Below are 24,131 nucleotides of genomic sequence, written 5' to 3'. Positions count from 1 at the left end.
TCCATTAACGAACCACACAATACCTCTGTAAACGTTCATATATACCATGACCTCCTTCGACAAATAAGTGAATGAAGAGGATGGTTTTCCGTTTTCTATTGTTTACTATGCTTTGTATCAACAGTAATTGCGATCGGATTCCAGAGAATGATTTAAGATACTCTGCCCTTTAGCTTAACGTAAAGGCAGCCGGCGAATTAGCCGGCTGCCTACTTAAATTATAGCTCTATGTTTTAATCTAGAATTACGATAATATATGTTCCACGTTTTAATCGAGATGAACCCCTTCCACCTCTCCGACTAACAAATACACCCATTTATTCAGGAAGGCCCTGGAACGTGTTCCCACGTGTCAGTACCTGGCTCTGATCTGCCCAGCGGATCTGAATCGAACGGGAAGTGAACAGATCAGGTCCGTCTGAGACTTGAAAATGCAGATGCGCCTCACTGGAGTTACCGGAATTACCAAGCTGCCCGATGAGATCTCCCTGCTTGACTTTATCCCCCATTTTTACGGCTGCACTCCCTTCCTTGAGATGTGCAGTGACGCTGTATTCCCCATTTCCATGATCGATGACGACAACATTCCCTGCCGGCTCTTCAGCATTCATCACGCCTGGCGTGTTATCCGGAATGTCATTTTTGACTTCAACAACCGTCCCATCTGCAGCTGCATAGAGCGGCTCACCAAAAGCATAATAGTTTTCATTCACAGCGGCCTCCCCTTGATAACTTGAATCTTCCTTCGTGCGAATAATGTCCACTGCGTAACGCTGCGTTTCATGCGCATAATGATAATTGGACATCACATCATTTCCTCCCCAGAACACGAACCATTCCCCCTTCATAGGAAACTGAAATTCGGTCTTGGTAAATGCCTTGTCCGTCTCCTCATACGTTTCAAGTGGCTGGATCAACAGCCCGTCAATCTGATAATCCTCGGCAAAATAGGCTTGTATTCCTCTGGTCCCCGTCTGATCCTTCCAGGAATGCTCCATCAGGTTGTTCATTTTGACTTTCGTAACCTGTTCCCAGGAAGTGACCCCCTCCGTGAAGCTGTCCACAGACGTCTTAAACTCTTCCAGCGATATCGTGTCCTGAAGTTCCGGGCTCATTTGATTATAAATGTCCTCCTTCGAACCGTTCATCAATGTATCTATGAAATGTTCAGGCGTAATCATCGCGTCCTCCTTTGCTGAGTTCGTCTCTTCCTTATTGGTGTTTTCTGCTGCCGGTGCATCACTAGATGCCTGTTCTGCTGATGGCCGTTCCCTCTGGTCAGATGATTCTGTAGTGCCGCAGGCTGACAAGAGCACACACGCACCAAGTGCTGCGGCAAGCAGCTTCCAGCTCTTATGACTTCTCCGTAAGTCTTTTTGCACATCATAACCTGCTTTCATCCGTTCCTTTTGAATGAACATTTTAGCCCGCCGCTTGCTTCCCATATGAATTCTATTCACTTCCCTGCACCCCTTCTGTAGAACAATATCTTTCCAATCCAGTGTACAAAACCAATCTTATCCTCCGTCTAACCTCCTCTTACGTCTATCATAACTTTGAGGCAGGCTGCTGCTTCATAATTAAGATTCTGTTAAGGTTACAAACACGCTCCACGGCCCTTATGAATGGTATGATAGATTAGATAGACCAACGCAGATGAACATAAGGAACCACTAATATATACATAAAAATCAGGAGGATCTCTTACGTCATGGATAACGTTTCAATCCTGCTTGTTGATGATGAACAGGCGATTTTACATATGTTAAAAACGGTTCTGCTCAAGGAGCAATTCGTGGATATTGACACGGTAACCACAGGTGAAGATGCTATTGCTGCATGTGAGAACAAGACCTATCACTGTATCGTGCTGGACGTCATGCTGCCAGGCAGAAGCGGGCTGGAAATTTGTCCTTTTCTGCGCCAATTGACCGATGCACCGATTCTCTTTTTAACCGCCAAAACAACCGATTATGACAAGTTGACCGGCTTCGCGGTTGGGGGAGACGATTATGTTGTTAAACCGTTTAATCCACTTGAAGTGGTCGCACGGATGAAATCACTGCTGAAGCGGTATTTGCCCAGACAGACAGAATCAGGCAGGCTGCTTCCGAATTATGACGCAAATCCATCATCCCCTTCCCCGCAGAAAGGGATATATGATTACGGACGCTTTCAGTTGAACGAGCACGCCGGTGAACTCAGGGTCGAAGGTCAGCTGGTAGGGTGTCCGGCTCTGGTGTATCAGCTGCTGCTCTTTTTCTGCAAACATCCCAATCGAATCTTCACCAAATCCGAATTGTATGAGCGGGTATGGGATTCGGAGGCCATCCGTGATGACAACACCGTCATGGTTCATATTCACCGAATTCGTGAGCGTATTGAAGCCGATCCCTCCAGCCCTGAACTGCTGGTGAATGTCCGTGGTTTGGGATATAAGCTCGTTCAGCCCGAGGCGGAGCTCCGAAGATGAGCATACGCCGCAGATTGATGACACGATTCATTGGCCTGCTTGCGGGTGCTGTAATTCTGATCCTGGTTCTCGGTGGCAGTATCGCATATTGGGTCATCCAACAGTTGAATGAAGCCAGCCTTGTTGACGATTTTGCCTCTGTCGGGCTCGAACAGCTGATCAGTACCGCAGAGATTTTGCCGGACGGTACCGTACAATATGATCCCGCACTGCTAAAGCGTGTGGAGGAGAACAACGGCTGGCTTCAGGTTCTGGATGAGCAAGGCCGTGTGGTGGATGCTTTTCACACCCCTTCCGATGTCCCGAATCACTATAAACCCGGACAACTTCTATCCTATTGGGAGGGGAAAAAGCCCTTTCCCTACCAGCTCTATCTGCTCATTCGGGAAAGAAAGGGGATCAACTTCACCCTGCTGTACGGGGAGAGCAATCAGGCGGTAACGATTTTGGATCAAGTCTACACCGATGGAAGTTATGCCAACGGCAAGCTTGTACTGCCCTCCGAGCAGCAGGACATCCTTCGCTCGGCGGATGCCTATCTTGAGATTTTGGATGAGCAGGGACATGTCCTTACTTCTTTCAACAAACCTGCACTTGGCACACCTGACAGCTACAGCATTCAGGACCTGATTTTGCGCACACGATACCCCACCAGGTACGGAATAACCACGGTAACCATCTATGATGAACAGGATCAATTGACCTGGATGCTGAGTGTTCCTCTTGCGAGCAGTCCGGCAGGCATGAACGAGAATCCCTTCGGTTTTATTTTTGGTCCTGCCCTGGCTGCACTTCTGGTATCCATCATCATCCTGCTTGTGCTGCTTGCATTCTGGTATGCCAATCGCTTCGGTTATCCCATGCTGCATATGCTTCAATGGCTGCAGCGGCTTGAACGTGGACACTACGAAGAGCCGGCTGGCACCCGGGGCAAGCCACGCAGCCAGAAGCATAACGGAAAATGGCGTCAAAAATATCGGGTATATGCGGAAGTGCTGCACTCTATCCAGTCGTTGTCGAGCACACTGAAACGTGATGAAGAACTCCGCAGACAGACCGACTCTCTGCGCGAGGAGTGGATTGCTGGGATAACTCATGATCTGAAGACACCCCTGTCCTCCATCCAGGGATATGCGCACATGCTGGAAGCTGAGAAATACAACTGGACCTCCGAAGAAATACGGGAATTTGCAGGCATCATGCTGGATAAATCCATGTACATGGACCGGCTGGTGAACGACCTGTCCATGACATACCGGCTGCGCAGCGGTGGATACCAACCCCCTATTGAACAAACAGACGTAAATGCGCTACTTCAGGATCTTATACATCGTGCCGAGCGTAACCCGGCTTATGGAGAAGGCCGTATTACATTCCAACCTGCCACAGTCGCGGTGCAGGGTTATGTACATATCCCGTCCTTCGAACGAATTGTCGATAATCTCACCGCCAACGCCCTGCTGCACAATCCACCAGAGACGAAGCTGACCGTTCGTGTTGAGCCAGGTGAGCAGACCGGTGACTTCCTCATTCAATTTGCCGATGATGGCCGTGGAATGGATCAGGAGACGGTATGGAGGCTGTTCGAACGATATTATCGCGGCACGGATACGGCGACATCCGATGTCGGATCAGGCCTCGGCATGGCGGTAACCAAAGGGCTGATTGAGGCCATGAAAGGCCGAATCGAGGTTCAATCCCATCCGGATCAGGGAACCACCATACGTTTGATATGGGATCGTCATTCGGATGAAGCGAAATAAAACTCCGCTTGACCTTTTGATTTTCAGTCTATATAATCGACACTCAATAACACCTGTTCCAATATATTGATATGGATTTCAAGTTCATTTCAATTCAAATGAACTGACAATAACTTTGCATATTGGCGATGACCAGAGACATGATTTCGTTTGCGTGCTGCCCAGAGAGAGAGGGGATTGGTGAAACCTTCTTCAGCGAACGGAGCGGAATTACCCCTCTGCAGCCGTGGCCTCGAACCTCAGCTTGGCGGACTTTCGATGGAAGTACCGTCCGGTTGTCAGTAGAGTTCACCGCCTGATCCCCGATAACGGATCCCAATGAGGGTTATGATGTTTCCTGTTTTGCGGCGGCTGGCCGATGCAGGGGATATCATAACCAAATTAGGGTGGAACCACGAGCTGAGCGCACTCGTCCCTTTTCCGGGACGGGTGTTTTTTGCGCTTCCATTTCAAACATTGGAGAGTGGTTTGCATGAGTAATCAACAAGGAAACCCCATTGAGATTCGCCTTCAAGGTGGAGCAGTTCGTTCGTACGAGGCAGGCATAAGTGTCGGAGAAGTAGCTTCGTCCATCAGTACTAGCTTGGGTAAACAGGCCATCGGAGGCATTGTGGACGGTGTTAACGTCGATCTGAACATGAAGCTTGAACAGGACTGCGAACTCGTCATTGTTACACTGGACAGCGAGGAAGGACTGTATCGTTATCGTCATACTACTGCGCATGTCCTCGCCCAGGCACTCAAGCGTATCTACGGTGCGGAACAAGTCAAACTGGGGATTGGCCCCGTCATTGAAGATGGCTTTTATTACGATGTGGATCTGGAACATGCCTTGTCCATCAGTGATCTGGCTGCCATTGAGCGGGAAATGAACAAGATTGTACAGGAGAATGAGAAGATCAGCCGGCGGGTGGTTGGCCGTGAGGAAGCCCTTCTGTTGTTCGAAGAGATTCAGGATCCGTATAAGCTTGAACTGATCCATGATTTGCCGCAGGATGCGGAGCTTTCAATCTATGATCAAGGGGAATTTTTTGATCTGTGCCGGGGTCCGCATCTTCCGTCCACTGGCCGGATCAAAGCCTTCAAGCTGCTGAATGTGGCAGGGGCTTACTGGCGGGGCGATTCGAACAACAAAATGCTGCAGCGAATCTACGGCACTGCCTTTCCAAGCAAAGCCCAGCTGGACGATCACCTGCACATACTGGAGGAAGCCAAGAAGCGGGATCATCGCAAGCTCGGCAAAGAGCTGGGTCTGTTCATGTTCTCGGAGGAAGCGCCGGGGATGCCCTTCTATCTCCCGAAAGGCATGACGATCCGTACAGAGCTGGAGCAATTCTCACGTGAGCTGCAGCTGCAGGAAGGGTATCAAGAGGTTCGAACTCCGCTGATGATGAACAATCGTCTGTGGGAGCAATCAGGGCATTGGGAGCACTATAAGGACAATATGTATTTCTCAGAAGTGGATGACGCTACGTTTGCACTGAAGCCGATGAACTGCCCTGGGCATATGCTGATTTTCAAAAATAGTCTTCATTCCTATCGCGAGCTTCCCATTCGCATGATGGAATTCGGCCAGGTTCACCGTCATGAATTCTCGGGTGCACTGAACGGCATGATGCGGGTACGGACATTTTGTCAGGATGATGCCCATCTCTATGTCATGCCGGAACAGATTGAGGAAGAGATCAACCAGGCGATATCCCTGATCGGACGCATGTACGATATTTTTGGTTTTGAATACACAATTGAGCTATCCACTCGTCCCGCAGACTCGATGGGGTCGGAAGAGCTATGGGATCAGGCAGAACGTGCGCTGCAAAATGTACTGGATCGGCGCGGCGTGAAATACCGCATCAATGAAGGAGACGGAGCCTTTTATGGACCGAAGATTGACTTCCATATTCTCGATGCGCTGAAACGCAGCTGGCAGTGCGGAACAATTCAGCTTGATTTTCAAATGCCGGAGAAATTCGACCTCACTTATGTTGGCGAAGACAGCCTGAAACACCGTCCGGTCGTGATCCATCGTGCCATTTATGGCTCCATTGATCGCTTCATTGGTATTCTGACTGAGCATTATGCGGGTGCGTTTCCACTATGGCTCGCTCCGGTTCAGGTGAAGCTGCTCCCGGTATCCGATCACTATGCGGATTATGCGCTGCAGGTACAGAGTCAATTGCGAGCAGCAGGCATTCGGGTTGAAACGGATCTGCGCAGCGAGAAGCTGGGGTACAAAATTCGTGAAGCTCAGATGGAAAAAGTGCCTTACTCGCTGGTGCTGGGGGAAAATGAGAAAAACGCCCTGTCTGCCTCTGTCCGCGCATACGGTCAGGGAGATCAAGGCGTTCAGAGCATTGAAGCATTCATCCAGGAAGTACAGCAAGCTGTGCAAGCAAAAGCCTAAAATGTCTATCATAGCGAGTTAACGCAGATGATATAAACAGATGAGTGTACTATGATCACCTTTGATCATTTACTGAGATGAAGAACCGGTTCTGCACCTCAGCTTGGACTCATCACCATTTTTCATTAGGCTTCAGCCCGACCTGCTGTTCGCTCCATGTCCAGAAACGTTCAGTCACAGCATCATCGACGGCATGTGCTTTGAGCTTCTGCTCTTTCTTTTGATAGAAGTAGCGTCCTGTAATTTCTGCTACTTCCGGGCTGGTGGCCAAATAAATCGCCGTTTGTGCCCCCTCCTCGGGAGACAGGAAAAAGGGAAGCTTGCCGATAAAGGCCATGATACGTGTACCAAAACCGGTATTACGATCCACGCCGATGCTTGTTCCAACTGCACCCGGATGCAGACAATTCACCGTGACTCGGCTATTCGCCACTTTGCGGGACAGCGCACGGGTGAACAGTACGTTGGCCAGCTTGGACTGGGCATAGCTCTTAATCGGGTTATAGCCCTTCAGCAGATGCGGATCGTCGAAGTGAATCTTGCCTGCTTTGTACGCACCGGAAGAAACATTCACGACTCGTCCCTGCTCTGCAGCCTGCAAAGGCTGGATCAAGAGCAATGTGAGCAGAAAATGTCCCAGATGGTTAATGCCGATGCTCTGCTCAAAACCATCCGAGGTCTCCTGTCTTTTCAGCATGACCACGCCGGCGTTATTCACCAAAACGTCAAGCGTACTGTAGCGTTCGCGGAAGGAGCGGGCAAAATGGCGGATGCTCTGGGTGGAACCCAAATCACACAGGATTAGCTCAATCGCAGTAGAGCCTGACTCACGCAAGGCCTCTTGCAGAGCCTGCTGTCCGCGCTTCTCGCTGCGGCAGGCCATAATCACCCTATAGCCTTGCTTTGCAAGTTGAATGGTGGTTGCTAGCCCCATGCCGGAATTTGCTCCGGTTACAATGGCTGTTTTCATGGACATCGAATAATTCCCTTCTGAACCGGGGTTCAATGATTGGATGAACGGATAGAATCCTGCCTCCCACGGAAAAGAGGCACTCCGAGTAACAATATGAGATAATGAAGTTATCACATCTTGGTTTCCATGGGAGGACAGGTATGCTGACCAAAGACGATTTTAAAAAAATCAAAAAAGAAGCAAAGCTTGAAATCGCAGTTCTGGAACAAGAGTATCATCATATGGGACAGGAACTCGATTCACCGCAATGGGATCAACGTAAACATCGAAGATATGCATCCCTTGTCATTGAATGCTGCTCCATTCTTGAACACATGTTAAAACAGCTATATCAGAGCATCTATCAAAAAAAGTTTAATTCGACCGAGCTGATGAAAACTCCTGCTTACCGTGCACGGTCCAATATGGAGATCATACAGGCCGAATTAAATAAACAACAGATCGCCCTGAAACCTGGGAAAGAAAACATGGAACAGGCTCTTAGTCAGGTCTTCCAAGCGAGGAACAAGCTCATTCATGAGAACTTCTCCTTTGACTCCATCGTCAAGGAAGGCATGCAGGCTGAACAAACCTTTGAAGCGATGCTGGATACGATCCAGAAGTACAGAAAACACTTAAAATATCTTCGTCCAGAATAAACGCAAACTATAACATCCAAAAAGGAGGTGGACCGGACTTGATCCGGATACCTATGACTAATCAAAAGACAGATTTTACCGTGCTGCATCTCAGCATACCCACGCCTTCGGGAGACAACCCGATTTACCCCGTCATGCTGCGCGATGAGGACGGCATCACCCTCGTGGACACCGGCATGATCGGCCAATTCGCAGGTCTAGAGTCTGCACTGGAGCAGGAAGGCGTACAGCTGGCTGATGTCAAACGCATCATTTTGACACATCAGGACATTGACCATATCGGTAATCTGGGTGCTCTTCTGGATGCAATACCCGGACTTGAGGTCTGGGCACATGCAGATGAGGTTCCCTATATTAAAGGTGAAAAGCCGTTGATCAAGTTCACACCTGAACGTAGAGCCATGCTTCCCGCACCTGTGCTTGCCCAGGCCGATCAGCTTCTCTCCCAGCTGCCTGAGATCGAGATCAGCAGAGTATTGGAAGATGGGGACATGCTGCCGCTTCAAGGCGGAATTCAGGTCATCCATACACCTGGACATACCCCGGGGCATATCTGCCTGTACTTCCGTGAATCGGAATTCCTGCTGGCTGCCGACGAACTGCGTGTTGTGGATGATGAACTGGTCGGACCTGCACCGCCTGCAACACCGGACATGCCTGAAGCGCTGAGAAGTTTGAAAAGACTGACCGGCCTGAAACTGAACAAAGTGCTCTGTTACCATGGCGGCGAATACACAAATGAACCAAGCGCGCATATCGCCAAACTTGCAGAAAGCACGGATTAATTGGCAGTATCCATCTGCTATGTGCTTCCATATATAAAGCAATCAAGGGGCTGTCCCAAAGTCATGAACTTGGCGGGACGCCCCTTTTTCTATTTTAACGAACAGGAACCGGGTTCTATTAGAAGCATGCTTGAGCTCCGATACTAGTAATGGAACCCGGATTCAGGAGCTCAATTCTCCGGTGTTAGTACAATGATGTGGTCGTCCCCATCCCTCGAAGTTCCTCTTCCGTCCCGATTGTTCGTCAGAATGTACAACTTCCCGTCTTCTCCGGCAGTCACGTTACGAATGCGTCCCCACTCATCTTCAAAAATGGGCTCCACCTTCTCCACTTGTGTACCATCCTCGGACAGGGTAATATGCAGCAATTGCTCGCCTCTCAGGTTAGCCGCAAGCAGTGAACCCGCCCACGGTCCTTCCTCTATAAAAGCAATACCCGATGGTGCCCATGTATCGTCACCACTATGAGTGAGCGGAGCCCGGTAGGTACCATTGTCATCCTCATCGCCTTCAACTTCAGGCCAGCCATAGTTCTCCCCTGCTTCAATCCGGTTAATCTCATCGTAGTTACGCTGACCGTGCTCGGTAGCATAGAGGTACTTATTATCCGGATTCCATGCAAGACCCTGGGCATTGCGGTGTCCCATGCTGTATACAGGGGAATTCGGCCACGGGTTATCTGCAGGGATCGATCCGTCGAGACCAATCCGCAATATTTTGCCACCCAAGCTGTTCTGGTCCTGTGCGAGTTCCGGTTCATAACGTTCACCGGTTGTAATGTAGAGCATGTTGTCCGGACCAATCTTAATGCGGCCTCCATTATGATTGGCCCCGCCAGGGATGTTACCCAGCAGTTCCTTGTCGATCACGGCTTGATCTCCATTCACCTTCAAGCGCAATACCCGATTTGCGATCTCGTCCCCTTCAAGGTAGGAATGGTAGGCGTAGAGATAACCGTTATTCTCAAAGTCCGGATCTGCAGCCAGACCGAGCAAGCCCCCTTCTCCCTCTTCATTGAACGGAGCCTCAAACGCAATAAGTGGTTCGGTTTGCAATTCTCCATCCTTAATGACCCGTATCGTTCCAGGACGCTCCGTAACAAACATTCGTCCGTCTGGCACGCTTACCAATTCCCATGGTGCGTTTAGTCCAGTGGCCAGGACCGAAGCCTGATATGGGATAACCGTATTCTCCTGTGTTCCTTCTTCCCCGGTACTCGCCTTGTCATTGCCTCCATTTGCTGTCTCTCCCTGACCTGTGCCTTGACCTTGAGACACCTGCTGCGATTCTGTGGAAGGATCGCCTGAAGCACAGGCCGTCAGCAGGGCCATACTTAACAGCGAAGCGTATAGTGGAACACTTACTCGGTTATTCATCATCTCATCTCCTTCTATTGAATTAGTGTAGTTCGAATCTACCAAATGCTGCTGCGATATGTTCAAGGATATTTATTCTCCGTATCTGTCCTCTATCACTATCCTCTATCTCTGTCCTCAATCGGTATCTCTACCGGTATCTGTATTTGTACCGTTATTTGTACCGTTAGCAGTCAACCATCCTCAACGTCGTTTCGCCCTGTATTTACCCCTCTCTCTGTTCGCCTAAACGGAAAATTGACCATAATAAATAAGGCCCTTCAGTCACTCCCCTTTGGCATTTTTCATTATTCTTCTATAATAGAAGGATAGAAAGAACTGAAAGGTGGAGCTATACACATATGAACCAAAGCCCTTTATCCCGTCTGGAAGCTGATCTGTCTGCACAAGGATTGGACGCCATGCTGATTACAGATCCGAAACATATCTACTATTTAACTGGTTTTGCAAGCAACCCGCATGAACGTTTTCTCGGTCTTGTTCTCGCCCGTGGCGAGGAACCTTTACTGATTGTGCCTGCCCTGGACGCTGAAGCTGCTGCAGCTGCCTCCTCGGTAACCCATATCGCAACTCATACCGATACCGATAATCCCTATGCATTATTCGAACGTTATCAGGGACGCCTCGGCCGGATGGGCCTTGAAAAAGAATACGTCACCGTTGCGCGTTACGAGCAGCTGACCGCTGCCCTTGGTGCAGTCAAGTTCGAGGATGTCGGTCCTCTGCTCCGTACACTGCGCGTCAAGAAGACACCGGACGAAGTTGCCCGCATCCGTCATGCCATTCATCTTATTGAAGAAACCCTGCGCCTGGGACTGTCCCATGTACGCTCAGGCGTAACTGAGATTGAACTGGTCGCTGAAATGGAATATCAGATGAAGAAACTGGGTGCAGATGGTCCCTCCTTCGATACCATGGTGCTTACCGGACCCAAGACAGGTCTGCCGCATGGTACACCGGGTGAACGCAAGCTGCAGCATGGCGACTTGCTGATGTTTGATATGGGCGTATACGCTGCAGGGTATGCATCTGATATTACGCGTACATTTGCTTTTGGTGACATTTCTCCTGAACTGAAAACCATCTACAATACCGTGCTTGCCGCAAACGAAGCTGCCATTCTTGCAGTTAAGCCAGGCGTGGCCTGTGCCGATATCGACCGTGCAGCACGTCAGGTGACGGAAGATGCCGGATACGGCGAACGATTTATGCACCGTGTTGGACACGGTCTGGGAATTGATGTGCACGAGTATCCTTCCCTGCATGGACAGAATATGGATCTTCTGCAGGAAGGCACCGTATTCACGATTGAACCAGGCATCTATACCCCTGCAGGCGGAGTACGAATTGAGGACGATGTTCTTGTCACAGATACCGGAGTTGAAGTGCTGACTTCCTATCCAAAAGAACTGCAGATCCTGACAGACTAACCTCTAAGATATGCAATTAAAAATAACCCGCGAAACCATATCCATATGGCTTGCGGGTTATTCTCGTTATAAGACTTGTTACGTTGCTAACAACCATACTCGAATGAATATGGATGTAGACGAGATCGGATTAGACTTCATCCTTAATTTTAAAATTACGCGCTGCATATATAAACGGCGTACCTACCGCGGTCAACACGAATTTGATAATGTACGTTGTCAGGAAGATTTCGAGCCAGACATCCCATGGATAGATAAACGCAAATGCAATCGTGCAGAATACCAGTGTATCCACAAAGGAACTGACGATCGAGCTGCCGTTTGTACGAATCCACAACTGATTGCGTCCAGGTGCAACCTTGCGCAGCATACTGAACAGCCGCACGTCCAGGAACTGGCTGATGAAATACGCTGTCAGACTTCCGAGTGCCAGACGTGGCAGCAGACCAAACAAGGTTTCCATCGACTCTTGCGCAAAGTCCGTCGGTGCCGGTTCGAAGAAGATGACCATCTGCATCAGTACCGTCGTCATGATTAACGTGAAGAATCCGAACCATACAGCCTTCCGCGCTTCACCCGATCCATACTTCTCATTGAGAAGGTCACTGGTCAGGTACATGCTGACATACATCGTATTGCCAAGCGTCAGTACAATTCCCATAATATCTATCGTTTTGGTCACCTGAATATTGGCTATAACCGTAGCCACACCAATCCAGGCATACAGGCCCTTTTTACCGAACAGACGGTAACACAATAGGAAAAAACCATATGTTACGAGAACAAAAAGTGCTCCCCAACCCAAATTAAACATAAATACATACACTGCCTTCCTAGTTTTGATTACGCGGGATGGTTACGAACCGCGGTCTGGCCTGGGCCAAAACATGAATACTCTATCACATTTCCCATCCATTGAACAGCACTAAATAACGACAATCTGCGATTATGTAAAAAAGCCGCCCTACGGGTAACCCGTAGAACGGCTAATTTTGACTTATTGCTGCGCATAAGCCATCCAAGTTATGGAGTCCGGATTAAGCTTGAACAGCGGAATCCAGATCACGGCTTTGATCATTGAAGGTATCCTGATCATTCTCTTTCAGAATTTTACTGGATACAAGACCTGCGGTCATTGAATCGTTCACGTTCAGTGCCGTACGACCCATGTCGATCAGCGGCTCAACCGAGATCAGCAAGCCTGCGAGTGCGACTGGCAGATTCATCGTGGACAATACGATCAGGGAAGCGAAGGTTGCCCCGCCGCCTACACCGGCTACGCCGAATGAACTGATCACGACAACCAGGATCAGCGTAATGATGAAGTCCCAGCTCATCGGGTCGATACCGACCGTAGGAGCAATCATCACCGCCAGCATGGCCGGATAGATTCCGGCGCAGCCGTTTTGACCAATGGTAGCCCCGAAGCTTGCCGAGAGATTCGCAATACCTTCGGATACGCCCAATTTCTTCGTCTGTGTCTCCACGTTAAGCGGGATTGCAGCTGCACTTGAACGGGATGTGAAGGCAAATACCAGGGTTGGCAGAACCTTTTTCACATACGTCAACGGATTGAAGCCGAACAGCGCGATAATAATCAGGTGGATGATAAACATCACAATCAAGGCAACGTAGGAAGCAATGACGAATTTGATGAGTTTCAGGATTTCATCCGGATTCGTGGTGGCCGTTACTTTCGTAATGAGCGCTAGAATCCCGTATGGAGTCAGCCTGAGCACCAGCGTTACGATCCGCATGACTACAGCATATACCGCATTCACCATGCCTCGGAACGTTTCCGCCTGCTGTGGTTTCTTGCGATCCAGTCCAAGTACTGCCACACCGATAAATGCCGAGAAGATAACAACAGCAAGAGTAGATGTGCGGCGTTCACCGGTCATATCTGCAAATGGATTGGAAGGAATGAATTCCAGAACCTGCTGCGGAATCGTTTGATCCTGTACATCAACAAGACGTTCCTCCATCTTCTGCCCCTGCGCGAGCTCTCTGTCCCCGCCTTCAATTTCAATGGAAGTCAGGTTGAAGCTCAGACTTGTTACGATACTTACACTTGCCGCAATAGCCGTCGTAATGAGCAGAATCGCAATGATCGAGAAGCTCATTTTGCCGAGGTTTTGCTTGCCTTTCAAATTCATGATGGCCGAAATAATGGAAACCATGATGAGAGGAATCACGACCATCTGCAGCAATTTAACATATCCTGAACCGACAAGATTAAACCAGTCAACAGACTTGGTAACAATGTCAGAATTAGACGAGTATATCAGTTGAAGAATGACGCCATACACAACCCCGATTCCCAAACCCGCGAATACACGCTTGGTAAAGGAAATATGTTTCTTTTGCATCCAATACAGGACGCCTAGAAGAACGAGCATAATCACTACGTTCAGAATGACTAGAAAAGTATCCATCTTGTAAATCCTCCTCAGAATGTGCATACCGATTGAACGGTTTTTTTCTATTCGCTTTATGCGACATTGAACAATATATCATATATCAAACTATTCTGGTAGGTATTAATTGATATTATGTAATATGCATGTAATACATTCAAGAATTTCTGAAAAAAATTCACCGTTTAATGAAAATTCTTCTATTCAACCCCCGGTTAATTTTGTAATATAGGTATATCCGCTTATTCCCAAGTTTTCTCAACGTGAAAATTAGGCCTTTTTTCGTTGGTATATAGTCTTACGATACGGAAAAGCGACAAATGTTAATGAACATGACGTGAAAGGATGATCCTATGTTTCGTAATCGTACGGTTGCCGGCAAAATTAGAGGCACGCTGTTCCTCGTTCTACTGGTCGCTTCCCTGTTGTTTAGTATCAGTTTCTATGCTGTATCCATGAATATTATGCAGAGCTATGTGCTTCCACAGTTCGACAAGGTCCTGAACACGTCCATCCAGGATATATATAAGAACGTCTCCTCCTCCAAGATTTTGCAGGTGCAGAGTGGCGGTGCGGGTTCTGAAGGTGCCGCTCTGACGGTTGAATCCTATCTAGCTGAAAAAGCAAAAGAACATAACTTAGATGCATCCTACGTTGTATCCATCCAGGAAGGCAAAGCATCGGTTGTCATTGCTAACGCAGCCTCAGAAATGAAAGCCGGAGATGAAATCAGCGTGCAATCCGCGATGAATACGGCAGTAGAAAGCAAAGAAATGGTTATCAGTGACGTTTATTCCGATTCCTTCGGCGTACATAAAGCAGCCTTTATTCCGATTGCGGGCAGCAATATGATCATGGCAGTAAGTATGGATGCCCAGTTCATTCAGGATAAAAACGTTCAGATCTTCTGGTTATGCCTGGGTATCACAGCACTCGTCTTCGTGCTCGGTTGGCTGATCTCAGCCAGCATGATCAAAAGAGTAACCAAACCAATCATTCAGCTCGTACAACACAGCAAACAAATTTCCCAAGGTGACCTTACCGCCCAGCTGCAAATCAAGGGCAAAGATGAAATTGCTCAGCTCGCCGCAAGCTTCCAAACGATGACCCACAATTTGAAGGAAATGATCAGCCGTGCACTGTCTACCTCCAATGAAGTGGTTCAGGGCTCCGATGACCTGTTAAGACGGGTGGAGTCCATGTCCGGTATGGTCAAAAAATCCAGCCGCTCTGCGGAAGATGCCGAAAAAGGCAGTGTGACCATTGCTTCAAGCGCTGCCGAGAATGCGAGAGCCATGGAAGAAATTACGCAGGGCATCATGCATATCGCCTCTTCTGCTGCTGAAGTATCGGAGCAGATTGGTGAAGCTGCAAATGAAGCCGTCAACGGTAACCGTCTCGCACAGGATGCTGTGCAGCAAATGGAACGTGTCGGCCAGACGGCAAACGAGTCACTGCGTTACGTGGAGACGATGAATGAACGTTCCGTAGCGATCGGCACGATTGTTACATCCATTTTTGAAATTACGAAACAGATCAACATGTTATCCCTTAATGCTTCCATTGAAGCAGCACGTGCCGGAGAGCATGGCCGGGGATTCGCTGTCGTAGCAGGTGAAGTCCGCAAGCTGGCGGAACAGTCCAAAACAGCCACGGAGGAAATCGCCGATTATCTCGGAACCATTCGCGAGGATGCGGAACGTTCGGTGAGTGCCATGAACCGGGTAACCCAGGAAATCGGGTCTGGAACCCATGTCGTTCAACAAGCGGGAACGGCCTTCCAGCAGCTGAACGAACTGATCCAGAACGTCAACCTGACCATCCAGACCGTCTCTGCTTCCACAGAGGAAGTCTCCGCAGGCGCAGAGGAAGTTAGTGCATCCGTTGAAGAGACAGCACAGATTACATCCAGATCACGCGAGAGCATGCAGCAGATTGCTTCTACCGCCGAGCATCAGCTCAGTGAGATGGATTCCCACTCGGGTACGGTTCGTCATCTGCATGAACAGGCCATGGAACTTCAGTCTGCGATGAAGAAATTCAAAATTAACTAAAATAACAATCCAGGTATAACATTAAACCATCATTCCCTTACGTGAACCACAATTAAACCACAGACACGCAAATACCCCCATGCGTAACAGCAGCCCGTTTCCGGGTACTGCCAATACACATGGGGGTGTTTTTTATGAATAGGTTATAAATTGCTGATCATACATCAGCTTGCTATTCAATCCTTAACGTTTGAAGCGGGATCTCGGTACTGGATTCCCATAATTTCGTATACACGTTTCATGTCCAGGGCTGAGCGCAGAGATTCCGCTACCCGGTCGAACTCCATCTCCTTGCGTTCATGAGCACTATAGGTTTCCTGAAGCGGAGTGAGTCCTTTCCCTTGCCGAAGGCCATTAAGCCAGGAGCGGCGGAACTGGTCACTTTCAAACAAACCATGCAAGTACGTTCCCCATACTTTGCCATCCGGGCTCCCCCAGCCTTCCTGAAAAGGCTGACCACCTGGATGAGCAATCTCAAACAGCGCACTCACTTGCTTCGCATCATGGCACTCGGTCACGCCCATATGAATCTCGTACCCATTCACAGGCATGGAATCAACTGAATCTTGATCCCCATATAGACGAATCGGATGCCGCTGCAGCACACGCCCTGAAGCTCTAACGGTCTGTTTATGTTCCAGAAAAGTGGTCGACAGCGGTAGCCATCCCAGACCCCGTGCCTCCTGAATCTGATTCGCTTCCACTGCAAACGGATCTTTTAAATGCTGGCCCAGCATCTGATATCCACCGCATATGCCCACAAGCTGTACGTGATCACGTTCAGTCCGACTCGCGATAGCTTGCTCGAGACCCGATTCTCTCAGGAATGCCAGATCACCAATCGTATCCTTCGTACCAGGAAGCAAAATGGCATCCGGCTGGCCCAGTTCTTCCGGGGAAGTCACATATCGTACATTGACATCCGGTTCACGGGACAGCGAGTCAAAGTCCGTAAAGTTGGAAATGCGCGGGTAACGAATAACGGCAAGATCCAGCTCCCGTTCCCCTGATTTGCCATGACGCATGGAGTCCAGCACCACGGAATCCTCAGCTTCAATCTGTATATCTCTTATGTAAGGCAGTACGCCCAATACCGGAATGCCCGTCCGCTCTTCGAGCCAGTCGAGTCCAGGCTGCAGCAGGGACAGATCCCCCCGGAATTTGTTAATGATAAATCCTTTTACACGCTGGACCTCATGCGGCTCCAACAGCTCAAGTGTACCTACAATGGAAGCAAACACGCCTCCGCGATCAATGTCCGAGATCAGAATGACTGGCGAATCCGCCCAGCCTGCCAGATTCATATTGACAATGTCCCGATCCTTCAAGTTAATCTCGGCCGGACTGCCTGCGCCTTCCATCAGTACAATATCATAGGTTTCGCGCAGCCGATTCAGCGCATCCATGACTGTCTGCTTCGCTTCCGGCAGGAAATGCTGACGATAATCCGAAGCACTCATCTGGGCAAAAGGTACACCGTGCACCACGATCTGCGAGTGCATATCCCGCACGGGCTTGATCAATATCGGGTTCATATCCGTTGTTGCTTCAATACCGCAAGCTTCTGCCTGCGCTCCCTGGGCTCTGCCAATCTCCTTGCCATCTTCGGTTACATAGGAGTTGAGCGCCATGTTTTGTGATTTAAACGGGGCCGGTCTGAAGCCATCCTGCTTGAATATCCGGCATAATGCCGTTGTAATAACACTCTTCCCCACATCCGATGCCGTACCTTGCAGCATCAATACCGCCGCTTGTCCTACAGGGGTATTCTGCACGTTCCAATCACCTCAGCTCTCCGCGTTATGCTCCACATTACTCATTTCCGTTCGTTCCCTATATCAAAAATAATCCCTGCAGCAGACTTAACACCGTCAACAGAGCGGCTTCCAGCAGCTCATTCATCGCACCATATGTATCTCCAGTAAGTCCGCCTAACCTCTCACTGATGCGTCCGGCAACGAACTTGCCGATAAGATATGCCGCCAGTGGTACCAAAATGGCAGCTGCAATAGGATATAGCCACCAAGGTAATGTCCCAAGGCCCCTATCCATCGCCAGCATTTCTACCATGCTGCTGCCAGGCTGAAAGATCCACACCGCGGCAAGTGTAATGACAGCCGCCAGGATGGTTAGTCCAACCGCAGCGCTTCGTGCCCTCTGGACTTCCTTCCGTTCCCCAAGGCCCTTGAACAGGACAGCAAGTCCATCGTCTCCCCTGGCATTCGGCCAAGCCGAAATGGCATACACCATGAACCAGCGGCTCCAGATCATGGGCAGAATCAGCAGCGCTCCATACAGCCAGTTTCCATGTGCGATAAAATCAGCAATTAAGGCTGCTTTCATCATGAGCAGCAGTACGCAGGCAATCACGCCCATGGCTCCAACGCGGCTGTCTTTCATAATTTCCAGCATTCGCTCACGGGTACGATAGCTGAGCAGGCCATCCGCTGTGTCCATCCAGCCATCCAGATGGAGTCCCCCCGTAAGCCATACCCAAAGGGTCAGGGTCAATACAGCCGCTGGGAACGATGGCAGCAGTGCACCTGTAAGCGCGCCACCAATCCAGACACTTAAACCAATGGCCGCACCGACCAGCGGATAATACACTACGCTTTCCCGCAGCAGTGGCGGAACGAAGTCAATCTGCATTTTCACGGGGAAACGGGACAAAAATTGAAAAGCGGCCGCAGCCGCATGTTTTTGATCCAGTCTGTTTACATACTCCGCACCCTGAGCCGGCCCCTCGTTTACCTGATTCAGGTGGTCTTCACTGGTCATTTCCTCACCATTATGCTGGATGTTGTTACCGTCATGGCTCATAAGCGATACTCCTTGCTCTTCAGCTCCATAGCAATCCCTACCGTTACCAGAAATACTTCGCGGCAGATGGCAGCGACCCGCTGATTTAATATGCCCGCCAAATCCCGATATCTTCTGCCAAGCGCATACTCCGGTACGATGCCGTCCCCCACTTCATTCGTAACCAGGACTAGCAGCCCGGGATAGGACTCGATAGCGGTTACCAGCGCATTCATATGATCCAGAACAACCTGCTCAGGCTCTTGCTCATGGGTAAGCAGGACGTTGGTCAACCAGAGCGTCAGGCAATCCACCAAAATGGTCGGAGCTGACGTTCCTGTATGCGATTCTCCCATTTTTGTGATGAGTTCTGGCAATGCCAAGGGTTCCTCCACGGTATGCCACAGGTACCCAACTTCATCCCGCTGATTCTGATGCAGACGTATCCGTTCACGCATCTCGTCATCATACGCCTGTGCGGTTGCGACATACCAGGCCTCGGAGGAACGCTGCATGCAGAGACGCTCGGCGAAGGAGCTTTTGCCGCTCCTTGCCCCGCCCGTTACAAGTACGCTCATGGAGATACCTCTCCCCGAACTGGCGAAGCAGCTGTCGATGACTCATCCGCGCGCTCATTCTCATTCGAGCTTCCCGATACACCAGCGCTTGCAAATGTGGCCATCTCATTCAGAATACGGCAAGCCGCATCGATTAGATGAAGACTGAGCACACCACCTGTTCCCTCACCCAGCCGCATGTCCAGATCCAGCATCGGTTTGAGGGCAAGTTCGTGCAGAAGCGCAGCATGTCCACTTTCATGCGATGTATGCGAAGCAATCATATATTCCACACTGACCGGGGCAAGCTGTCTCGCAATCAGTGCCGCTGCAGTGGAGATAAACCCATCCACCACAACAGGACAGCCATGAGCTGCCGCTGCGAGGATGACACCTGTCAGTCCGGCAATTTCCAATCCGCCCACTTTGCCAAGCACATCCAGGGCATCGTCTGCATCCGGTGCATTCACACTAAGCGCCCGGCTGACTACAGCAGCTTTGCGCTGTAAACCTGCGTCATCCATCCCTGTTCCCCGACCAACCGCAGATGCGGGTGCTGTTCCGGTTAAAGCACACATGACTGCGGCACTCGCTGTAGTATTTCCGATACCCATTTCACCGGTGACAAATAATTGAGTTCCCTTGGCGACTTCAGCAGCCACAACCTCGGCTCCGACAAGAATCGCCTGGATCGCTTCATCACGGCTCATGGCTGGGCCCTGCGCCATGTTGGCTGTACCTTTGCGTACTTTGCGGGAGACCAGGTCCGGGTGTTCCAGATCGGCATTCACGCCAATGTCCACACAGATGACATCTGCCCCTGCATGACGCGCCAGAACGTTGACGGCCGCTCCTCCTGCCAGAAAATTATGAACCATCTGCGGCGTTACCTCTGCCGGGAACGCACTGATTCCTTCGGCAACGACGCCGTGATCGGCAGCCATAACAATGACGGCCCTGCGATCCAGACAAGGCCGAGCCTCGCCGGTTATCCCCGCAAGTCGAATAACCAGCTGTTCCAGTTTGCCCAGACTGCCGGGCGGTTTCGTTAATGAATCCACATGTGCCGAGGCTTCTGCCGCCACTTCTTCATTAGGACCCACGATCCGATCGATTAACTGTTCCAACGTCTGTTCATTATTCATACCGCCAGCACTTCCTTCATCAAAATATAGGGTCGCCCCGCTTTTCGTTCACTCGTGTTCTCGCCGCAGCAACAATTGCGGCAATCCAGTATCGGGATGATTCACCATGGCCGGGTTCACCCGGAAGATATCCCGAATGTTCTCTTCCGTCATCAGCGAATGTGGTGTTCCACTGCTTACGCACATGCCCTCGCGCAGAGCGAGAATCTGATCGCAGAATTGCGCAGCGAGGTTCAGATCGTGCAGCACAGCGACAATGGTAATCTTGTTTTTTTGCCGCCAGGAAGATAGTAGCTCCATGAATTGCAATTGATATCGGATATCAAGAAAGGTGGTTGGCTCATCCAGCAGTAATAATTTGGGCTCCTGGGCCATGACTTTGGCGAGCGCAACCCGCTGCCTCTGCCCTCCACTGAGTGCATCGAGCGGCCTGTCGGCCATTTCGGTTAGACCCAGTTCTTCCAGTACCCGGTCCACCACGGCCGCTCCATCCGCCGATTCCCTGCCTAACCAATTCTGATAAGGATAACGTCCCATCTCCACCACATCCCGGACAGGATACGAGATGGCAGGCAGGCCATCTTGCTGCAATACCGCAATCATGCGGGACAGGTCTTTGCGAGTGTATGAGGTAATCTCCCGCCCTGCAATCCGAATGCTGCCTGCGCCAGGCTGTTCGGTTCCTGCAATGAGCTGGAGCAGCGTTGATTTTCCGCTTCCGTTTGGACCGACGACACCCCACCATTCGCCTTCTGTGACACGCCAGTCCACGTTATGCAGTGCCCGGTGCTCTCCATACATTTTGCCTGCCCCCGCAACTTCAATCAGCGGATCGTTTGGGGTAACGCTTGTACCCATGTTTGTACTCATACTTGTACTCATGGCATCACCCCTTTTCGCAGCTTTTTATTCCGATGCAGCAGATACGCGAAGAAAGGTGCCCCGACAAAGGCCGTCACCACACCAAGCGGAATTTCGGTCGGGGCCAGCAGGGAGCGTGCAATCGTATCGGCCCATACCATGAAGATGGCCCCGCCAATCGCGGACAAAGGAACCAGCAAACGATAATCAGGCCCAACGATCAGCCGAAGAATGTGCGGGATGACAAGACCTACGAATCCAATGACACCCGAAACCGAGACGGCCCCGGCGGTGAGCAGTGTTCCTACGGCAAGGACGGATAGCTTCAACCCATCCACCTGGACACCGATATGTGCAGCCTGCCGTTCCCCCAGTGCAAGAACATTCAAGGAACGGGCACGGCTCCAGAGGAAAATCAGACCCAGTATAAAATACGGGAAAAGGATGGCCGTATACGACCACCCACGCAGAGCCAGACTTCCCATCGTCCAGTATATAATTTCGTTAATCGTCTGTTTCGACATGGTCGACAGGAAGGAGACCACCGCTCCCAGAAAACTTTGCATCACCACGCCAGCCAGAATCAGGCTGTGTGTCGGTATTTTGCGCCCTTCACGAGCCAGGGCGAGTACAAACCATAATGTGAGCACGCCCGTCAGAAACGCAACGAGCGGCAAGGTCCAGATTCCGATCAGTGCATACTGCAATCCGAAGAAGATCAGAAAAGCAGCGCCCACCGATGCGCCAGACGATACGCCAAGCGTAAACGGATCTGCCAGCGGGTTACGAAGAACCCCCTGGAAGCCCGCTCCGGCGATGGCCAGCGATGCACCCACGAGTACAGCAAGCAGCACCCGCGGGAACCTGACCTTCCATATAATTTGCTCGGCTGCCGTACTCCAGTCGGGCGTGATCCAGTCTCCGATCCATGGCATGTGATGAAGCAGAATGCCTGCAATGTCACGGACAGGCAGAGCCACTGAACCGATGCCCGTACAGATCAGCACAGTCAGCACAAGCAGCAGAATTCCGGCTGTTCCGTACACTGCCAGCTTTTTACTCATTGGAACAGGTCAGGATAGATCGCTTTGGCAACAGCTTTCAAACCTTCCGTTACACGTGGGCCCGGACGGCTCAGCAGGTTGGCATCCAGGCCAATGACTGCATCGTTTTTCACCGCCGTAATTTGATCCCAGCCGCTGCGCTCTTTGATGATCTGATCCAGTGTTTTGGAGTTCTCATCAATAACATCATTGGCGTACAGAATGACATCCGGATTGGAAGCAATAATATTCTCTTCGTTAATTTCATTCCAGCCCACGAGGTCGGAAGCAACGTTGATTCCACCGGCTACGGTGATCAGTTCATCCATGAATTCACCTTTACCCACAGTCCAACCCGGGGAGAATTCAACATATACCTTTTTCTGATCTTCCGACTTCACAGCCTTAACCGCTTCGGTTACGTCCGCCACGTCCTGTTTCATTTTCGTGATGAGCTCCTGTGCCTGCTCCTGATGATCCGTGATTTTTCCGAACGTTTCGATGTTGTTCATGACATCGTCTATCGATTTTGGATCCGTTTTGAAAATGGTGATACCCAGTTCGCGCAGCTTGGTCACAGCTTCTTCGCTCATGGAGATCCCTGTAAATACGATGTCTGCTTCAGCTGCGATGATTGATTCTTCATTGGGCTTCGACACACCGCCCATTTTCGGTTTGGTTGTTGCAGCTTCCGGATAATCATCATAGTCGGATACCCCTACGATCTGCTCGTCCAGTCCAAGGGCGAACAATGACTCGGTTTCTGCCGGAGACACGGATACGATTTTGGCAGGCGCTTTCTCAAACGTGAAGGATTCACCTGTCGCATCAGTTACCATAAGTGGATATTGTGTTTTGAGATCCGTCTGCTCCTGGCCTTGGGATTGCTCCTGTGCCGGCTGCTGCGTAGACGTACCTGTTCCCTCGCTCGTTGTTGTGTTTCCACATCCGGCCAAAGCCAGTGTAAGCATCGCTGCTGTCAGCAGGGACGCCATGCCTTTCCAATTCTTGATGTTCATTCTGTTCATTCTCCCCTTCTCTATTTGTACTATTTCTTGCAACATGCTCAAACTCCTACTCCCCATACTTTGGTGTTCCTATATAAGGTTTGAACTGCAGCGTTTACACGTTAACGGAGAGTGCAGAACCGATCTGAAGAAACGAAGTGTTCGCATTTATCACCAGATTTCCCCTTTTGATAAGGGGATCAAAGAAATCTGGGGATAACAGCGATCGGAAGATGGTACTGCAATCGTAGTGGTCTAGTGTAAAGCTTACAGGTTCATCCTATATGAACAAAAAAATCCCCGATCCTTACGTCAGGATCAGGGATGACGTCTCGCATATGGCGATCTGCACATCTACAGCGTACCCGCTGTTCATGCACATAGAATTGCCCGAAACGCTGTCCTT

General features: G+C 50.2%; 20 protein-coding genes. 8 read left to right on the top strand and 12 right to left on the bottom strand.

Annotation, left to right across the window (positions count from 1 at the left end):
* Positions 1-317: 317 nt before the first annotated feature.
* Positions 318-1,460 (bottom strand): M23 family metallopeptidase, encoded by a 1,143-nt coding sequence (locus PIL01S_RS15550; RefSeq protein ID WP_127538260.1) that lies wholly within the window; start codon positions 1,458-1,460, stop codon positions 318-320.
* Between the two features lie 251 nt (positions 1,461-1,711).
* On the opposite strand from PIL01S_RS15550, the gene PIL01S_RS15545 reads away from it, so the two are divergent.
* The 4 genes from PIL01S_RS15545 (at position 1,712) to thrS (ending at position 6,640) form a co-directional block, all read left to right on the top strand.
* Complete coding sequence (locus PIL01S_RS15545; protein ID WP_127538259.1) at positions 1,712-2,473, top strand: response regulator transcription factor; 762 nt, start codon at positions 1,712-1,714, stop codon at positions 2,471-2,473.
* Complete coding sequence (locus tag PIL01S_RS15540; RefSeq protein ID WP_127538258.1) at positions 2,470-4,236, top strand: sensor histidine kinase; 1,767 nt, start codon at positions 2,470-2,472, stop codon at positions 4,234-4,236. The genes PIL01S_RS15545 and PIL01S_RS15540 overlap by 4 nt, the downstream gene beginning before the upstream one ends.
* 330 nt (positions 4,237-4,566) lie before the next feature.
* Positions 4,567-4,716: a hypothetical protein gene (locus PIL01S_RS29510; RefSeq protein WP_164764247.1), complete on the top strand. Its 150-nt coding sequence runs from the start codon at positions 4,567-4,569 to the stop codon at positions 4,714-4,716.
* Positions 4,709-6,640 carry a threonine--tRNA ligase gene (gene thrS / locus PIL01S_RS15535; RefSeq protein WP_127538257.1) on the top strand — a complete coding sequence of 644 codons (1,932 nt, stop codon included), beginning with the start codon at positions 4,709-4,711 and terminating at the stop codon, positions 6,638-6,640. Before PIL01S_RS29510 ends, thrS begins: the two co-directional genes overlap by 8 nt.
* Before the next feature lie 112 nt (positions 6,641-6,752).
* Here the strand turns inward: thrS and PIL01S_RS15530 are convergent, their stop codons facing one another.
* Entirely contained in the window at positions 6,753-7,616 is an 864-nt protein-coding gene (locus tag PIL01S_RS15530) for an SDR family oxidoreductase (protein WP_127538256.1), read from the bottom strand.
* Between the two features lie 137 nt (positions 7,617-7,753).
* Between PIL01S_RS15530 and PIL01S_RS15525 the strand changes: the two genes are divergently transcribed.
* Together PIL01S_RS15525 and PIL01S_RS15520 are read left to right on the top strand one after the other, a co-directional pair.
* Positions 7,754-8,251, top strand: coding sequence for a hypothetical protein (locus tag PIL01S_RS15525; protein ID WP_127538255.1), 498 nt, complete (start codon positions 7,754-7,756; stop codon positions 8,249-8,251).
* A 38-nt stretch (positions 8,252-8,289) separates the two neighbouring features.
* Positions 8,290-9,036 (top strand): MBL fold metallo-hydrolase, encoded by a 747-nt coding sequence (locus tag PIL01S_RS15520; protein ID WP_246058300.1) that lies wholly within the window; start codon positions 8,290-8,292, stop codon positions 9,034-9,036.
* Positions 9,037-9,206: 170 nt separating this feature from the next.
* On the opposite strand, the gene PIL01S_RS15515 is transcribed toward PIL01S_RS15520, so the two are convergent.
* Positions 9,207-10,412: a PQQ-dependent sugar dehydrogenase gene (locus PIL01S_RS15515; RefSeq protein ID WP_127538254.1), complete on the bottom strand. Its 1,206-nt coding sequence runs from the start codon at positions 10,410-10,412 to the stop codon at positions 9,207-9,209.
* A gap of 341 nt (positions 10,413-10,753) precedes the next feature.
* On the opposite strand from PIL01S_RS15515, the gene PIL01S_RS15510 reads away from it, so the two are divergent.
* Complete coding sequence (locus tag PIL01S_RS15510; protein ID WP_127538253.1) at positions 10,754-11,842, top strand: M24 family metallopeptidase; 1,089 nt, start codon at positions 10,754-10,756, stop codon at positions 11,840-11,842.
* Between the two features lie 130 nt (positions 11,843-11,972).
* Here PIL01S_RS15510 and PIL01S_RS15505 read toward each other — a convergent pair whose 3' ends face one another.
* Positions 11,973-12,656 carry a queuosine precursor transporter gene (locus PIL01S_RS15505; protein ID WP_127538252.1) on the bottom strand — a complete coding sequence of 228 codons (684 nt, stop codon included), beginning with the start codon at positions 12,654-12,656 and terminating at the stop codon, positions 11,973-11,975.
* A gap of 223 nt (positions 12,657-12,879) precedes the next feature.
* On the bottom strand, positions 12,880-14,277 hold the full coding sequence (locus PIL01S_RS15500) for an L-cystine transporter (protein WP_127538251.1): 1,398 nt from the start codon (positions 14,275-14,277) through the stop codon (positions 12,880-12,882).
* Between the two features lie 335 nt (positions 14,278-14,612).
* Between PIL01S_RS15500 and PIL01S_RS15495 the strand changes: the two genes are divergently transcribed.
* Positions 14,613-16,313 carry a methyl-accepting chemotaxis protein gene (locus PIL01S_RS15495; RefSeq protein ID WP_127538250.1) on the top strand — a complete coding sequence of 567 codons (1,701 nt, stop codon included), beginning with the start codon at positions 14,613-14,615 and terminating at the stop codon, positions 16,311-16,313.
* A gap of 176 nt (positions 16,314-16,489) precedes the next feature.
* Here PIL01S_RS15495 and PIL01S_RS15490 read toward each other — a convergent pair whose 3' ends face one another.
* The 7 genes from PIL01S_RS15490 to PIL01S_RS15460 all read right to left on the bottom strand — a co-directional run bounded on the left by PIL01S_RS15490 (position 16,490) and on the right by PIL01S_RS15460 (position 23,737).
* Positions 16,490-18,052: a cobyric acid synthase gene (locus PIL01S_RS15490; protein WP_127538308.1), complete on the bottom strand. Its 1,563-nt coding sequence runs from the start codon at positions 18,050-18,052 to the stop codon at positions 16,490-16,492.
* A 94-nt stretch (positions 18,053-18,146) separates the two neighbouring features.
* Positions 18,147-19,133, bottom strand: a complete 987-nt coding sequence (gene cobS, locus PIL01S_RS15485; protein WP_281280801.1) for an adenosylcobinamide-GDP ribazoletransferase — start codon at positions 19,131-19,133, stop codon at positions 18,147-18,149.
* Positions 19,130-19,690 (bottom strand): bifunctional adenosylcobinamide kinase/adenosylcobinamide-phosphate guanylyltransferase, encoded by a 561-nt coding sequence (cobU, locus tag PIL01S_RS15480; protein WP_127538249.1) that lies wholly within the window; start codon positions 19,688-19,690, stop codon positions 19,130-19,132. The genes cobS and cobU overlap by 4 nt, the downstream gene beginning before the upstream one ends.
* A complete protein-coding gene (gene cobT / locus PIL01S_RS15475; protein WP_127538248.1) occupies positions 19,687-20,814 on the bottom strand; it encodes a nicotinate-nucleotide--dimethylbenzimidazole phosphoribosyltransferase in 1,128 nt (375 codons plus the stop codon). Before cobT ends, cobU begins: the two co-directional genes overlap by 4 nt.
* A 48-nt stretch (positions 20,815-20,862) precedes the next feature.
* Positions 20,863-21,696 (bottom strand): ABC transporter ATP-binding protein, encoded by an 834-nt coding sequence (locus PIL01S_RS15470; RefSeq protein WP_246058298.1) that lies wholly within the window; start codon positions 21,694-21,696, stop codon positions 20,863-20,865.
* Complete coding sequence (locus PIL01S_RS15465) at positions 21,693-22,739, bottom strand: FecCD family ABC transporter permease (RefSeq protein ID WP_095360590.1); 1,047 nt, start codon at positions 22,737-22,739, stop codon at positions 21,693-21,695. The genes PIL01S_RS15470 and PIL01S_RS15465 overlap by 4 nt, the downstream gene beginning before the upstream one ends.
* Positions 22,736-23,737 (bottom strand): ABC transporter substrate-binding protein, encoded by a 1,002-nt coding sequence (locus PIL01S_RS15460; RefSeq protein WP_371859963.1) that lies wholly within the window; start codon positions 23,735-23,737, stop codon positions 22,736-22,738. Before PIL01S_RS15460 ends, PIL01S_RS15465 begins: the two co-directional genes overlap by 4 nt.
* Positions 23,738-24,131: the final 394 nt, after the last annotated feature.

The organism is Paenibacillus illinoisensis NBRC 15959 (genome assembly GCF_004000925.1).
In the GTDB taxonomy this organism is placed as follows: domain Bacteria; phylum Bacillota; class Bacilli; order Paenibacillales; family Paenibacillaceae; genus Paenibacillus; species Paenibacillus illinoisensis.
This window is presented reverse-complemented; position numbering and strand designations above follow the sequence as displayed.

Excerpts from the sequence above, each read along its gene's own strand:
- PIL01S_RS15545 (WP_127538259.1), top strand. The coding sequence starts at position 1,712 with ATGGATAACGTTTCAATCCTGCTTGTTGATGATGAACAGGCGATTTTA.
- PIL01S_RS15540 (WP_127538258.1), top strand. The coding sequence starts at position 2,470 with ATGAGCATACGCCGCAGATTGATGACACGATTCATTGGCCTGCTTGCG.
- PIL01S_RS29510 (WP_164764247.1), top strand. The coding sequence starts at position 4,567 with ATGTTTCCTGTTTTGCGGCGGCTGGCCGATGCAGGGGATATCATAACC.
- thrS (WP_127538257.1), top strand. The coding sequence starts at position 4,709 with ATGAGTAATCAACAAGGAAACCCCATTGAGATTCGCCTTCAAGGTGGA.
- PIL01S_RS15530 (WP_127538256.1), bottom strand. The coding sequence starts at position 7,616 with ATGTCCATGAAAACAGCCATTGTAACCGGAGCAAATTCCGGCATGGGG.
- PIL01S_RS15525 (WP_127538255.1), top strand. The coding sequence starts at position 7,754 with ATGCTGACCAAAGACGATTTTAAAAAAATCAAAAAAGAAGCAAAGCTT.
- PIL01S_RS15515 (WP_127538254.1), bottom strand. The coding sequence starts at position 10,412 with ATGAATAACCGAGTAAGTGTTCCACTATACGCTTCGCTGTTAAGTATG.
- PIL01S_RS15510 (WP_127538253.1), top strand. The coding sequence starts at position 10,754 with ATGAACCAAAGCCCTTTATCCCGTCTGGAAGCTGATCTGTCTGCACAA.
- PIL01S_RS15505 (WP_127538252.1), bottom strand. The coding sequence starts at position 12,656 with ATGTTTAATTTGGGTTGGGGAGCACTTTTTGTTCTCGTAACATATGGT.
- PIL01S_RS15500 (WP_127538251.1), bottom strand. The coding sequence starts at position 14,277 with ATGGATACTTTTCTAGTCATTCTGAACGTAGTGATTATGCTCGTTCTT.
- PIL01S_RS15495 (WP_127538250.1), top strand. The coding sequence starts at position 14,613 with ATGTTTCGTAATCGTACGGTTGCCGGCAAAATTAGAGGCACGCTGTTC.
- PIL01S_RS15490 (WP_127538308.1), bottom strand. The coding sequence starts at position 18,052 with ATGCTGCAAGGTACGGCATCGGATGTGGGGAAGAGTGTTATTACAACG.
- cobS (WP_281280801.1), bottom strand. The coding sequence starts at position 19,133 with ATGAGCCATGACGGTAACAACATCCAGCATAATGGTGAGGAAATGACC.
- cobU (WP_127538249.1), bottom strand. The coding sequence starts at position 19,690 with ATGAGCGTACTTGTAACGGGCGGGGCAAGGAGCGGCAAAAGCTCCTTC.
- cobT (WP_127538248.1), bottom strand. The coding sequence starts at position 20,814 with ATGAATAATGAACAGACGTTGGAACAGTTAATCGATCGGATCGTGGGT.
- PIL01S_RS15470 (WP_246058298.1), bottom strand. The coding sequence starts at position 21,696 with ATGAGTACAAGTATGAGTACAAACATGGGTACAAGCGTTACCCCAAAC.
- PIL01S_RS15465 (WP_095360590.1), bottom strand. The coding sequence starts at position 22,739 with ATGAGTAAAAAGCTGGCAGTGTACGGAACAGCCGGAATTCTGCTGCTT.
- PIL01S_RS15460 (WP_371859963.1), bottom strand. The coding sequence starts at position 23,737 with ATGAACATCAAGAATTGGAAAGGCATGGCGTCCCTGCTGACAGCAGCG.